This is a genomic window from Bryocella elongata (assembly GCF_900108185.1).
Classification (GTDB): domain Bacteria; phylum Acidobacteriota; class Terriglobia; order Terriglobales; family Acidobacteriaceae; genus Granulicella; species Granulicella elongata.
This window is the reverse complement of record NZ_FNVA01000002.1, coordinates 253,349-266,705: the sequence shown is the minus strand read 5'-3', so window position 1 is coordinate 266,705 and position 13,357 is coordinate 253,349. Positions and strand designations below refer to the sequence as shown.

At 63.0% G+C, this 13,357-nt stretch carries 13 protein-coding genes; 5 read left to right on the top strand and 8 right to left on the bottom strand.

Translation table 11 applies throughout. From position 1 onward, the window contains the following. Positions 1–3: 3 nt before the first annotated feature. Positions 4–1,524, top strand: coding sequence for an IMP dehydrogenase (gene guaB, locus C4S68_RS07380; RefSeq protein WP_103932415.1), 1,521 nt, complete (start codon positions 4–6; stop codon positions 1,522–1,524). A gap of 94 nt (positions 1,525–1,618) precedes the next feature. Here the strand turns inward: guaB and glgC are convergent, their stop codons facing one another. The 3 genes from glgC to C4S68_RS07365 form a co-directional block, all read right to left on the bottom strand. After that, positions 1,619–2,872 carry a glucose-1-phosphate adenylyltransferase gene (glgC, locus tag C4S68_RS07375; RefSeq protein WP_103932414.1) on the bottom strand — a complete coding sequence of 418 codons (1,254 nt, stop codon included), beginning with the start codon at positions 2,870–2,872 and terminating at the stop codon, positions 1,619–1,621. A gap of 265 nt (positions 2,873–3,137) precedes the next feature. After that, a complete protein-coding gene (locus tag C4S68_RS07370; RefSeq protein ID WP_103932413.1) occupies positions 3,138–3,461 on the bottom strand; it encodes a hypothetical protein in 324 nt (107 codons plus the stop codon). Between the two features lie 261 nt (positions 3,462–3,722). Beyond that, positions 3,723–4,196, bottom strand: coding sequence for a PA2169 family four-helix-bundle protein (locus tag C4S68_RS07365; RefSeq protein ID WP_103932766.1), 474 nt, complete (start codon positions 4,194–4,196; stop codon positions 3,723–3,725). Between the two features lie 470 nt (positions 4,197–4,666). Between C4S68_RS07365 and C4S68_RS07360 the strand changes: the two genes are divergently transcribed. Then, positions 4,667–7,435, top strand: coding sequence for a DNA translocase FtsK (locus C4S68_RS07360; protein ID WP_103932412.1), 2,769 nt, complete (start codon positions 4,667–4,669; stop codon positions 7,433–7,435). Between the two features lie 31 nt (positions 7,436–7,466). On the opposite strand, the gene C4S68_RS07355 is transcribed toward C4S68_RS07360, so the two are convergent. The 4 genes from C4S68_RS07355 to C4S68_RS07340 form a co-directional block, all read right to left on the bottom strand. Further along, positions 7,467–7,748, bottom strand: a complete 282-nt coding sequence (locus C4S68_RS07355; protein WP_103932411.1) for a ribbon-helix-helix protein, CopG family — start codon at positions 7,746–7,748, stop codon at positions 7,467–7,469. Next, positions 7,732–8,010 carry a BrnT family toxin gene (locus tag C4S68_RS07350; RefSeq protein WP_103932410.1) on the bottom strand — a complete coding sequence of 93 codons (279 nt, stop codon included), beginning with the start codon at positions 8,008–8,010 and terminating at the stop codon, positions 7,732–7,734. Before C4S68_RS07350 ends, C4S68_RS07355 begins: the two co-directional genes overlap by 17 nt. 21 nt (positions 8,011–8,031) lie before the next feature. Then, complete coding sequence (locus C4S68_RS07345; protein WP_103932409.1) at positions 8,032–9,027, bottom strand: alpha/beta hydrolase; 996 nt, start codon at positions 9,025–9,027, stop codon at positions 8,032–8,034. A gap of 206 nt (positions 9,028–9,233) precedes the next feature. Continuing rightward, entirely contained in the window at positions 9,234–9,722 is a 489-nt protein-coding gene (locus C4S68_RS07340; RefSeq protein ID WP_103932408.1) for a hypothetical protein, read from the bottom strand. A gap of 136 nt (positions 9,723–9,858) precedes the next feature. Between C4S68_RS07340 and C4S68_RS07335 the strand changes: the two genes are divergently transcribed. The 3 genes from C4S68_RS07335 to C4S68_RS07325 all read left to right on the top strand — a co-directional run bounded on the left by C4S68_RS07335 (position 9,859) and on the right by C4S68_RS07325 (position 12,247). Then, positions 9,859–11,076, top strand: a complete 1,218-nt coding sequence (locus C4S68_RS07335; protein WP_235011440.1) for a DUF481 domain-containing protein — start codon at positions 9,859–9,861, stop codon at positions 11,074–11,076. 132 nt (positions 11,077–11,208) lie between these two features. After that, entirely contained in the window at positions 11,209–11,940 is a 732-nt protein-coding gene (locus C4S68_RS07330; RefSeq protein WP_103932407.1) for a hypothetical protein, read from the top strand. Between the two features lie 85 nt (positions 11,941–12,025). Continuing rightward, the gene (locus C4S68_RS07325) at positions 12,026–12,247 is read left to right on the top strand and encodes a hypothetical protein (RefSeq protein ID WP_103932406.1); all 222 of its coding nucleotides are present in this window, start codon (positions 12,026–12,028) and stop codon (positions 12,245–12,247) included. Positions 12,248–12,414: 167 nt separating this feature from the next. Here the strand turns inward: C4S68_RS07325 and C4S68_RS07320 are convergent, their stop codons facing one another. After that, positions 12,415–13,191 (bottom strand): SDR family NAD(P)-dependent oxidoreductase, encoded by a 777-nt coding sequence (locus tag C4S68_RS07320; protein WP_235011439.1) that lies wholly within the window; start codon positions 13,189–13,191, stop codon positions 12,415–12,417. Positions 13,192–13,357: the final 166 nt, after the last annotated feature.

The window sequence follows — 13,357 nt, the reverse complement described above, 5'->3', positions numbered from 1 at the left end:
AAGATGATCGAAACGCATATTCCCGAAGCACTGACGTTTGATGACGTCCTGCTCGTACCTGCGTACTCGGACGTAGTTCCGACGCAGGTCAGCACACAGGTCCAGCTGACGAAGAAGATCACGCTGGCCACTCCGCTGATGTCGGCAGCGATGGATACCGTCACCGAATCGCGACTGGCGATTGCAATTGCACAGCAGGGTGGCCTGGGCGTCGTACACCGTAACCTCACCATCGAACAGCAGGCGGGTGAGATCGACAAGGTGAAGCGCTCTGAGTCGGGCATGATCGTCGACCCCGTGACCATCAGCCCCGACCGCCCCATCTCCGATGCGCTCGATGTGATGCGCCGCTTCAAGATCTCCGGCGTGCCCGTGACCAAGGGTGGCAAGCTGGTGGGTATCCTCACCAACCGCGACCTGCGGTTCGTTTCGCGCACGGACATCCCGATCGCGGACGTGATGACCAAGGAGAATCTGATCACGGTACCGGTGGGTACCACCCTGGAGGACGCGGAGCACATCCTGCACCAGCACCGCGTCGAGAAGCTTCTCGTCGTCAACGATGCCTACGAGCTCAAGGGCCTGATCACCGTCAAGGACATCCAGAAGAAGCTGAAGTACCCCAACGCCAGTAAGGATGCGCAGGGTCGCCTCCGCGTGGCGGGCGCGATCGGCGCTACGGGAGACTTCCTGGAGCGTGCCGCCGAGCTGGTGAAGATGCGCGTCGACGCTCTGGCGATCGATTCCGCCCATGGTCACTCCTCGCGCGTGCTCGAAGCCGTTCGCGAGTGTAAGCGGCTGTTTCCTGACGTCGACCTCTTCGCCGGCAACATTGCGACCTACGACGGCGCGAAGGCGCTCATCGAATCGGGCGCAGATGCGGTGAAGGTCGGCATCGGTCCAGGCTCCATCTGCACCACACGCATGGTCACCGGCGCAGGCATGCCGCAGATCACCGCAATCGCAGAAGCAAGCCGCGCGGCACGGGAGCACGGCGTGTCGATCATCGCCGATGGTGGCATCAAGTACTCGGGCGACATCACGAAGGCCATCGCAGCAGGCGCCAGCGTGTGCATGATGGGCTCACTGTTTGCGGGCGTGGATGAGAGCCCAGGCGAGACGATTCTGTACCAGGGCCGCAGCTTCAAGTCCTACCGCGGCATGGGCTCGCTGAGTGCGATGGCGCAAGGCTCCGGGGAGCGCTACTTCCAGGGCAAGGACGATATCTCACCGAGCACGCGCAATGAGCGTATCGAGCTCAAGCAGGAGTCCAGCGGCAACCGCCTGGCGAAGTTCGTGCCGGAGGGCATCGAAGGCCGCGTGCCTCATCGTGGACCGCTGGAGGCGATGGTGTACCAGCTCGTCGGCGGCCTGAAGAGCGGCATGGGCTACCTGGGTTGCGGCAGCATCGAAGAGCTGCAGAAAAACGGGAAGTTCATCCGCATCTCCGGCGCAGGACTGCGCGAGAGCCATGTGCATGACGTGGTCATCACGCGTGAGGCGCCGAACTATCACGTGGAGTAGACACGGCAACTGCTCACACAGAAAAGCCCGGTTCGGAGGCCCGCTCATTGCGGGAGTCTCTGAACCGGGCTCTTTCCTGCTGGAGACGACGTGACTAGAAGCCGCCCAGGAAGCCTGGCGATACGGGGTTCTCGTAGACCGAGTAGTCGCGGGTCACCACGGTCAGCCCCGAAGGCGTGACGAAGTAGTTCTTCTTGTCCTCGGCCGGGTCGTAGCCGATCACGGTGCCGTCCGGAATGTGGACGTCGCGATCGATGATGGCGTGGCGGATGCGGCAATGGCGGCCGATGTTACCGTGCGAGAAGATGATGCTCGAATCGACATCCGCATAGCTGTTGACGCGCACATCGTGCGAGAGCACCGAGTTGCGGATCACAGCTCCCGAGATGATGCAGCCCGCCGAGGCGATCGAGTTGATCGCCATGCCCGTACGGCCCGGCTCACCAAAGACGAACTTCGCCGGCGGATACTGGTATGGCCGCGTGCGCATGGGCCACGCCTTGTCATAGAGGTTGAAGACAGGGGCGACCGAGGCCACGTCCATGTTGGCCTCGTAGTAGGCCTCAAGCGTACCCACATCGCGCCAGTAGAGTGCGCGCTGCTTGTTCTCGTCGACGAAGTTGTAGGCCTGGACCTTGTACTTGCCGAGCAGCTTCGGCAGGATGTCGTGGCCGAAGTCGTGCTTCGAGTCGGGATCCTCAGCGTCACGCATGAGCTCCGGCAGCAGGACGTCGGTGTTGAAGAGGTAGATGCCCATCGAGACATCGACCATGTCGGGATTGAAGGGCGAGCGGATGGCTGTCTCCTTCGGCTTCTCGACGAAGCCGATGACCTCGCCGTTCTTGCCGACTTCGACCACACCAAATGCCGAGACCTCGTTGGGCGCGACCGGCAGGGTCGCCAGCGTGACCTCCGCGCCTGAAGCCAGGTGGTGCTCCTGCATCAGCGCGTAGTTCATCTTGTAGATGTGATCGCCGGAGAGGATCAGCACGCGCTTCGGCTCTTCCGAACCGATGGAGTAGATGTTCTGGAAGACGGCGTCCGCTGTGCCCTGGTACCAGGACTTGGACACGCGCTGCATCGGCGGCAGGATCTCGATGAACTCACCGAGCTCGGAAGCCACCACCGGTCCCCAGCCCTCACGAATATGGCGATTGAGGCTGAGCGCTTTGTACTGCGTCAGGATGTACACGTGACGCAGATCCGAGTTGATGCAGTTCGACAGGGTGATGTCGATGATGCGGTATTGCCCTGCAAAGGGAACCGCGGGCTTCGCACGGTCGCGGGTTAGGGGAAAAAGTCTCTCGCCGGCTCCACCAGCCAGCAGTACGCCCAGTGTGTCTCTCATCGTCCTGCACCCTCAAGGCAATCCCTGCGCGGGAGAGCCCATACTGTCCTTCGCCCCATGCTGGGATGCCAACTGGAGGCAAAAAGGACACCTAGAAGAAAACCCTTACAACCGATGGCGCGAATTGTATCAGTGGGATGAGAGCGTTAGAAGACATGTCCCGCGATGGAGCCGGGCTCGCGCGACGAGAGCGGTCAAAGTGAAGCGATTTGCCGCGGAACACGCTCCGAACACCGCCCACCGCGACGATGGGGGCGACCCGGTGCTAGGTACCCGACTGCTTGTCGGCGCTGCCGCCGTCATTGCCGTCGCCCAGAGCCGATTGCTCCTCTGTGGTGATCCGGAGGGACTTGAGGAACGTGAGATCGTGCCGGGTGAAGGGGCCTTCGACGGGGTCTTCGGACTCGCCGTCCGCGGCCTCGGCCTCTTCCAGCTCGTTCAGGCCGATGGTGGCCTCGAGCATCAGCAGGACATCGAAGCCCTGCTCGCGGATCTCCCGCACCACTCCGGCGATCTGGTCTGAGTCTGAGACAGACTCATGGATCGCCTCGCCCAATTTCTGAATGAGATCCTTGACCTGCTGATTCATAGCCACCTCCCAGGCGATGCGCTTTCAGACACCTACCTCGCAATGGGTCTTCCTCGCCAGGATTCAGCGGGAACGGCAGCTGCGGGTCTAACTATCGGTAGACTATCGCGTCCTTTCCAAGTCGCCAACTGAGGAAAAGCGCCCCTATTTACGATGACCCGTTCAGGAAAAGGATTCCTGTCTGAAGTTGGGACGTTTCAGGAGACGCAGCAAGGGCGGCCGGGTGGCCGCCCTTGCTGCAACCTTGTGCGTGTGACGCGCTTAGGCCTTCACCAGTTCCTCGCGGTTGCGCTGGATGTACTCCTGCGAGTTGAGCAGATGCGCCTGCTGCTCGCTGAGGAGTTCGCGCACAGGCAGCGGCAGATCCTGCTCCAGGGCGTCCCTGTACACGTCGAGGGCGGATTTCTCACCCTCTTCCGCGGCCTCGAGCAAGGACGAGTCGCCACCGCCGAGTTTGGCCTTTACGTCGGCCCATACCCGGTGCAGCGCGCCAGCCACCGAGCCGGACTCGCTGACATCCGGCATGCCGTCGCGATGTAGTTCGTTCTCGAGCTCCGCGCGGAAGTTGGCGCGTTGCAGGCTCTGGGCAAGGAAATAGCGCTTCAGGGTCGGATCTTTCAGGTGCTCGCCCACCTCGGCGAACCCCTTCTGCCCATCCTGCAGCGTCTTGATCACGTCCAGCAGGACGCGCTCCGCTTCACGGTTCTTTGCTGATCCATCCAGTGTGTTTGCCATGTGGTCCATCCTTCTTCTCAAGAGCAGTATGTCGAGCTGAAATGTTCGTGCAGGTGCTGTGTTGTGGGGTCCACCGGCTGTCGGCGATTCTCCTTCGCCGGTGATGGGCGGAAGAAATCGCGAAAATCCCGCGCCCCCACAACACGCTTCCCTGGCAATGCGTTCCTCGCAAAGCCCACCTGAACTGCTAGATGCCCTATGCTTCCTGCGCGGTTGCCGCTGTCCCTGTAATGATTCGGCTCACGTGTGTGGCATGGAAATCGCCCCGTCACCACTGTGGTTCGCGGCATCAGGCGTGCGCTTCCGTCACAGCGCTGCGTGGAAGAATGAAGTTGCTCTGGATTGTTTCCGGGCTTTGAGATGATCGCCGAGCCCGTTGCGTGATGCACTGGCCCGGCTTGCGCTATTTGTGGCGCTCGAAGCCAGCCAGGGTGTGCGCGCATACGCCAACCGCGAGAAAGCTCCGTCCCATGATGCCTCAGAGACTGCTCTACTCCCCCACGCGTAACCGCCGGCTGAACGAGATGCTGGGCCTCGTCGTGCTTACCACCGGAGCGCTGATGCTGCTGGCACTGGTGACCTACAACCCCGTGGACCCCTCGTTCAACACGGTGGGCGGCGGCGTGGGCGCGCGCCCGGCGCACAACTGGATGGGCCTCCTTGGCAGCTACGGCGCCGACCTGGCGCTGCAAAGCTTTGGCGTTGCGGTGCTCTTCGTTCCGCTGGTACTGGTGCGTACCGGCATCCGCTGGATGCGCTCGCGCTCTGCCGGCCCGGTGCGCTCGAAGGTTGTCGGCGGACTGCTGTGGATGATCTTCGCTCCGGCAGCGATCGCTCTGCTGCCGTGGCACGTGGAATGGCGCAGCGCCCTGCCGATCGCGGGACTGCTCGGAAGCACGCTCGCCGATGGCCTGATCCACGTCGTGAACCTGCCCGGCGCCATCGCGGTTTGCGCCCTGATGGTGCTGCTTTCGCTGTATCTCTCGACCTCATTCCTGCTGACGAACGCGAACGAGTGGTTTACCTCCCACTTTGCATTCATCCGCTGGGCCAGCGATCGCTGGCAGGCCTTCCGCTCGAACCATCGCGTCGAGCAGTTCGACGAAGAGGAAGACCAGTTCCAGAGCCGCCGCGAGCGCACCGCGGCTCGTGCCCGCGTGCGCGCCCAGAAGGAAGCCATCGCCCGACGCAACAGCGAAGGCGAAGATGGCGCCAGCACGTCAGTCCTGGCGGGCCTGTTTGGCTGGTTCGGACGCCGCAAGGCAAAGCTGCAGGACCTATCGTCCGATTCCGAAGCCGCTGCAGTTGAGCCCGAAGCGCCCAATGTATGGAAGAGCATGCCGCGCACGGTTCTCGACACCGTAGCGAGCGAGGACGATGAGTTCGCCCTGGGTCTCGACGACCCGAATGCCACCGACCTGCCGAGCACACCGCCCTCCATGGTGGCTGGCGCGAAGCTGCGCGAGATGCCCCGCCCGGGCGACATCCCGTTCGAAGGCGCCGAGACCGTCAGCCAGGTCAATGATGACAACTGGCTCGACCGGCCGGAGCGCCGCACGCCGCCGCCGATGCTGAATCGCGTGAAGCCCGCGGACGTGCCCGAACCTCCTCCGGCTCGTATGCCAGTTCCCCGTGCGGTCGCCAAGGCCGGACCGGTACCGGTCCCCAAGCCACCGATGCCCTCGCCCACCGCGGACATCCGCGACCAGAACATCGCCTTTGGCCAGCGCGCCGACGCCAACCTGCAGGCCGTCACGATGCTCGCCAAGAGCGTGCGCGGCTACAAACTGCCGCCCAGCACCCTGCTGTACCGCAGCGACGAGCACGCTCCGGTGCGGGAGAATGAGCTGCGCGAAGAAGCCCGCGTCCTCGTGCAAAAGTGCGCCGAGTTCGGCGTCGATGGCAATGTCGAGCAGATCAACCCCGGCCCCGTCGTCACGACGTTCGAGTTCCGCCCCGACGCCGGGGTCAAATACTCCCGCGTCACTGGTCTGGCCGACGATCTCTGCCTCGCCATGGCCGCCGAGTCCATCCTCATCGAGCGCATCGCCGGCAAGTCCACCGTCGGCATCCAGGTCCCCAACCGCGAGCGCGAGACCATCTGGCTCCGCGACGTCGTCGAGAGCGAAAGCTTCGCCAAGTCGAAGTCCAAGCTCGCCGTCGCCATGGGCAAGGACATCAACGGCCGCATCGTCACCGCCGACCTCGCCGCGATGCCTCACGTGCTCATCGCCGGCTCCACCGGCTCAGGCAAATCCGTCGCCATCAACGCCATGATCATGTCCGTCCTGCTCAAGTCCACGCCCGAGCAGGTCCGCATGATCCTCGTCGATCCCAAGCGCGTCGAGCTGGGCATGTACGAGGGCATCCCGCACCTCTTCACGCCGATCATCACCGAGGCCAAGCTCGCAGCCAATGCGCTGCGCAACGCCGTCCGCGAGATGGAGCGCCGCCTCAAGCTCCTCGCCGCCAACCACGTCCGCAACATCGACCAGTTCAACAAGCTCTTCGAGAACGGCTCCGAGTACCTCTTCGAGGACGTCAATCAGGAGCCCCTGCCCTACATCATGATCATCATCGACGAGCTCGCCGATCTCATGATGCTCGACCGCGCCAATGTCGAAGAAGCCATCACCCGCCTCGCCCAAATGGCTCGCGCCGTCGGCATTCACCTCGTGCTCGCCACGCAGCGGCCGAGCGTGGATGTCATCACCGGCCTCATCAAGGCCAACGTCCCCACCCGCATGAGCTTCCGCCTCGCCACCAAAGTCGACTCGCGCACCATCATCGACAGCAACGGCGCCGAAAGCCTGCTGGGCCGCGGCGACATGCTCTACCTTCCGCCCGGAACCAGCCGTCTGCAGCGCGTGCACGCTCCCTTCGTCACCGAAAAGGAGATCGCCGCCGTCACCAAGTTCTGGAAGGACCAGGGCGAGGCCGAGTACGTGGAAGGCTTCCTCGAAGGACCCAAGGACGAAGGCAAGGGCGAGGACGGCGGAGCCAACGACGGCGACGACAACGATCCGCTCTACGACGACGCGGTCCGCCTCGTCTACGAGTTCGGCAAGGCCTCCACGTCGCTCATCCAGCGCAGGCTACGCGTAGGCTACGGCCGCGCCGCCCACCTTATCGACATGATGGAACGCGACGGCATGGTAGGCCCCGCCGACGGCTCCAAACCCCGCGAGATCCTTAAAGCCAAGAGCTTCTACAGCGAAGTCGATGGAGCGATGCGGTAGCTGCGGGATTCCGACTCAACGAAGTTGAGACTTACCTCGAAACCTCGCGGCGACCCGCGAGGTTTCTTTCATCCAGCGCACGGCGCAGCAGGGTCTTGATCACCGCTTGCCTGCTGATATTCAGCTCGCGAGCCTCGCGATCAAGTTCCTTCAGCATCGGCTCCGTGAAGTCCACGTTGACGCGCTGGATGGGAAGCATCGGCGGCATCATCTTTCCACGATTTGTGAAGTGCTTCGAGACGCTGTGGCCCTCGTCTGCCAACTTCGCGATGTCGTCCGCGCTCGGCACAGCATTCTTACGAGTGGTCTTCATAAAGCTCCTTCTCTTCCCGGGTTGAACGCCATAGGGTGACGAGATGGTAGTAATCGCCGTCAGCGTCTTCCCTCACCTCGAAGATCAACGAGTACAGGAGACGTCCGACCCATCCGATGGCGCGGAACTGCTCAGGATCATCGGACCGGCGGTCCTGATAGTAGGGCCGGGCAAAGATCTCCTGCGCTTCTTCAAACCCGATGCCACGCTTCGGGTTCTTCCTCAGCCGCTCGCTCTTCTCTGCGTCGAACTCGAAGCGCATGTTGGTATAAGAGTTATACCACTATCGCCCCCGCGCCATCGCCACAGTCTTCGGCGCGACAGGCCCCAGCCTGTCCCCCAGAGGATCATGCGTGTCGAACCACCGCACCACGCGGGTATGGAACTCCTGCGGCGCGATGGACGCTGCCGCGCCGTGGTCGGCGCCGGGGACGATCCACAGGGCGCAGCGTTTGCCGCAGGCCTGCTGGATCTCCAGCGCGTTGTGCATCGGAATGTTCTCGTCGCGCGTCCCTGCGATGAGCAGCACGGGGACGTGGGAGTGCTCGACGGCGCGGATGGGCGAAGCATCGGGAAGATTGACGTGATAGCGGAGCCTTGTCCACAGGAACGCAACCTCAATCGCCGGTCGTCCGGCGGTGGCCCAGAAGGTCGCGCCGAGGTGCGTCTGCCAACCGAGCCGCTCGACGGAGATGCGGCGGAAGCTTGCGAAGGGCGACTCCACGGCGACGGCGCAGAGCTGCGGCGTTACAGCTGTGGCCTCGACACCGATAGCCGCGCCCATTGACTCGCCGAGAAGGTAGGTGCAGCCGGGGTTGCGAGCGCTCAGCCAGCCGACCCAGCGGCGTACGTCATCGCGCTCCAGCACGCCATATGTCGCAATGCTTCCGCCCGACGCTCCATGCTGGCGCGAATCCGGCAGCAGCACAGTGTAGCCGCGCTTGAGGAAGATGTCGGCATAGCCCGAGAGCCACACGCGGTTGCCGCCGATGCCATGCAGCAGCACCACCGAGCGGCCGTTCGGGTTGGCCGGAGCGACGTACCACGCGCGCAGCACTGCGCCATCCTGCGCGGTGATGGACACATCATGCAGGCGCGCATCGAACTGCCGCTCGTAGCGCACGCGGTAGATCTCCGGTGCGTAGATTGGCATCTTGGGCAGATGCAGCGAGAACTCCGCCAGCGCCACGCCGACGATCAACGTCAGTGCGGCGTAGGCAACAACAAGAGTGACTGCAATCCGCACCGGCACTGAAAGCTTTTTCTCAGGTGCAGTCATATCGTTCTTCCCAGGGGCAACAGCTCCTCGTAACGCCCAGAATCCGGACACCCAAACTCCGGGCTGTTCGAGGCATATCGTCTGGTGAAGTTTGACGCCGCAAACATAGAAAACGTCAGTCGTGGCGCGGGGAAAACGCAAAAGGACACGGCCTGAGCCGTGTCCTGGGAGTACGATCCCGCGTTGCCTTGCGGGAAGACCGTTTGTTAGCTGTTGACGGCGCCCGGCATACCCGTACCCCGGGCCTTGGCGATGTCCTGCGCCAGCGTCTCCGGCTCGCCGGGCAGCTTGAAGTCAAAGGACTCCGGCGTTGCGCCACGGTCGATGACAGGCAGCGAGGGAAGCTTCGCCGTGTGACCAGCTTCCTTCATCACGGAAGCCGCCGTCTCCAGCACCTCGGGGACACTCATGGTCAGCATCTCGCGACCGTTGTCGTAGCCGGCCTCGATCTGCTGCTTCAGGAAGCATCCCGCGGTCTGCGCGGCGAGGTAATCCGTGATGGCCTTGCCGGTCTTCTTCTTGTGCTCCACCCACGCTGTGTTCGGCATGGCAATCCAGAGCGGCTTGCCGTTCACGGCAAAGCGGATGTCTGTCGCGTCGGCATGGCGCGTGGCGATGGCCACAACGGTGCCCTTCCAAACGCAGTGCAGCTCTTCGCCGGTCCAGCGGTCGATCGCCCGAAAGTCCTCGTACATGCATTCAGCCTATCCGCTCCCGGCATTGCGCCGCAACTGGGAAGGTTGTGTAACGTGGCAACGACCTTTGACAGAAGGGTCGTCGAGCAAAGGGCGCCCCATGTAGGCTTAAGCAGACCGGCTCAAGGAGACTTTCATGCTTTTTCGTATCACCCGGCCCGTAGTGTTTGCGTTTTCGATGTGGATGGCATTCGCGCTCGGCGCCCAGGCGCAGGACAAGCCCGCCGATCCGGCGCCAGACGTCCTGGTGTTTTCCAACGGTGATCAGCTCACCGGCCACCTCGTCAGCTCAGCGGGCGGCTCCGTCGTCTTCAACAGCGACATGGCCGGCAGCCTTACGATTCCCTTCTCCAAGGTGAAGGAGCTGCGCGCGGGTTCGAAGGCCAGCGAGTTCGCCCTGCTGAAGAAAGGCCTCGTGGTGAAGACAGGCACCCCCGCGCCGGAAGGAACCATCTCGATCGCCGATGGCAAGGTCGCTGTACATCCTTCGGGGCCCGCGACAAGTCCCGACGCCGAATCCGTGGCGTCCACGATCCCGGCAGACCAGGTGAACTACCTCGTCCCACGTGCAGAATTCGACAAGCAGGTTCGCGGCCACCAGAGCTTCTTCGCCGACTGGAACGGCGCCGTCACCGGCGGTGCGACTCTGGTTCGCGCGACCACGAACGCGACCACGCTCACGCTCGGTGTTGGCCTCATCCGCTCCACCCCGACTGTGTCCTGGCTGGCTCCGCGCGATCGCACCACCCTGAACATCATGGAGAGCTACGGCAAGAACACCTCGCCGGGCGCCATCCCGCAGACCAACCCTCCCGCGAAGAACATCACCACCCTCGCGAGCATCTTCCACGCCGACTCCGAGCGCGATCAGTACTTCAGCGCCCGCTTCTACGCCCTCGGCGACGTGGCCTTCGACCACAACTACTCCCAAGGCCTCTCGCTGCAGCAGATCTACGGCGGCGGCATCGGCTGGACGATCGTCAAGGACGCGAAGCAGGAGCTCGACCTGAAGGCCGATATCCACTACGAGACCCAGAAGTACCTGGGCGGCGTCATCAATGGCGTCCCCACCGTCGCGGCTCCCTCCACCCAGCTGGTCGGCTCCACGATCTTCGAGGGGTACCACCGCGCGCTACCGCGCAAGATGGTCTTCACGCAGTCGCTGAACCTGATTCCTTCCTACAATATCGCTGCGGACTACTCGGCGAACGTCAACACAGGACTCACGTTGCCGGTGTTCAAGCGGCTTAGTGCGGCGATTACGGCCAGCGACAGCTTCCTGAACGATCCTGCCCCGGGCTACAAGAAGAACTCGTTTCAGTTCGTAACCGGGGTGACCTACAACCTGCGCTAACGTCCCATGGGGATGGGGGGAGGTGCGGTTCTGCCTCCCTACTGTCCCCCAGACGCCTCGGCAATGTTCTAATGGAAGATGCGGGCCTTTGCGCCCCGTTCGGTGTCCCCACCCGCAGGAGTTTCGATTCTGATGTTTGCCCGCAAGTCCTTGAGCAATACCGCGCGCCTGACAGTTGTATCCCTGGCTGCGCTCCTGATTCCCTCTCTCGCTGCGACGGCCCAGAGCAGCACCACCCCGAAGGGGCACGTGGCCCGTCACGAGACCAACGCGAGCCGCCAGGCGCGCATTCAGCGCACCATCGAGGACACCTACACGCACCGCTGGGAGGTCTTCGGCGGTGGTGGCTGGCTGCGCTACCGCTCCGGGCAGTCCCTGCAGCGCAACAACGAGGTCACGTGGGCGGTTTCGACCAACTACTTCCTCAATCCCAAGCTCTTTGTCGTTGGCGCTGCCAGCGGCGCCTTTGGCAATGCCAAGGTCCCGAACAACATTTACGGCGTTTATAACCCGCAGATCAACGAGTACTTCTTCCAGGGCGGCGCAGGCTATCGCGTCTACGCCAAGGAGAAGGTCGCAGTCTCCGTGCAGGGTGTGGGCGGCGTGGCCGACGGCATCTTCTCCGGCGGCGCGAAGGGGCTTTACGGCTACCAGCTGGGCCTGTGGCAGGACGGCGTCCGTCCGGCGTTCTCGGTGAGCGGGAATGTCGATTACAACTTCCAGCCGAACCTGGCCTTCCGCTTTACGCCGGTCTACCAGGCGACGTTGTTCAGCAACGCGCCGGGTACTTCCTCATCGAGCTCGATCCAGAGCCACTTCGGCTTCAACGCGGGTGTACTGTACCGCTTCGGTCACCAGAAGTAGCGGGCTCCGCGAAACGAACCTACAGGGAGGGGATGCCGCAACGGCATCCCCTTCGTTCTTTGATGGTTGGGCGTAGAATGGTCTCATGCCTGAGCAACCGTCCTCGCAAGGTGTCAAACCGGAAGATCACTCAGTCGCCCGTCGCGCCGAAGCCGAGCTCAAGCGCAAGATTCAGACCCTGGAGCTGCAGCGCGAGCGCGTATTGAGCGAGCGCACCGCCAGCCCCCACCGCCGCAGCGCCCTCGAGACAGCACTCAAGTCCATCGAGTACGAGCTGGAGCAGTTGGGCTGGTCGGTGAAGCTCTAAGAGCAGCCCTTCGGGTTAGCGCTGCGCTGGAGCGCCTTCGGCCGTCAGCCGCTTCGCGGTTAGCTCTTGATTGCAATATCTACACGACCTGCCAGGCCTAACGCCGCAGGCGCTAACGGCGAAGCCGCTACCTGCGCAGCAGCGAACGCGACAAAGTCGCGCTTCCCCTAGCTCTTCCTCGTCAGCGTAAACGGATTCGCCTGCGCTACCGGCGTCATCACGATTTGCTGGAGCACAACATGCTCCGGCCGTGTTGCGACGAAGACGATGACGTCCGCCACATCCTCGGGCAACAGCGGATCGACGTTCTCATAGGTCTTTCCGGCACGCTCCTCATCCCCACGAAAGCGAATGCGGCTGAAATCCGTCTTCACCATGCCGGGGTCGACCGTGCTGACGCGTATCGGGGTCCCATTCACGTCGATGCGAAGTCCGTCGGTGATGAAGCGCTCCGCCGCCTTGGTCGCACAGTAAACCGCGCCGTTGGCGTAGGCGTTGTGCCCGGCGATGGAGCCCAGGTTGATGACGTGGCCGCGGCTGCGGGCGATCATCCCGCTGACCACCGTGCGGGTAACGTAGAGCAGCCCCTTCACGTTGGTGTCGATCATCTCTTCCCAGTTCTCGATGTCGTCCTCGTAGAGCTTCTTGAGGCCGCGGGCGAGCCCGGCATTGTTCACCAGAACCTCGATGTCGCTCCAGCCGGCGGGCAGCGTCTTCAGCGTGCACTCCACCTCATCGCGATCGCGCACGTCGAGCTCGAAGCAGAGAACGTCGGCAGCTCCCGCCTCCCGAAGCTGCGGCTCGAGCTCCTTGAGCTTGTCCAGCCTGCGCGCACAGACGAGCAGCTTCGCTCCAAGCTTCGCAAACTCCAGCGCCGTCGCGGCACCGATGCCACTGCTCGCGCCGGTCACAAACACAATCTTGTCTCTGAGAGAAATGCCCACGGACCTATGTCTCCTGCAGTCTTGTATAGCCGATTCGTTCCCGAACTTCATCTTGCCTGAAAGCTGCGCAGCGCGCGAGCCCGGAGCTAAGAGCACTGGAAAATCTGCCGCAAAGCAAAGAGGCAATCCACGGGCGGTATGCCCGTGAACTGCCTCTTAGCAGTCT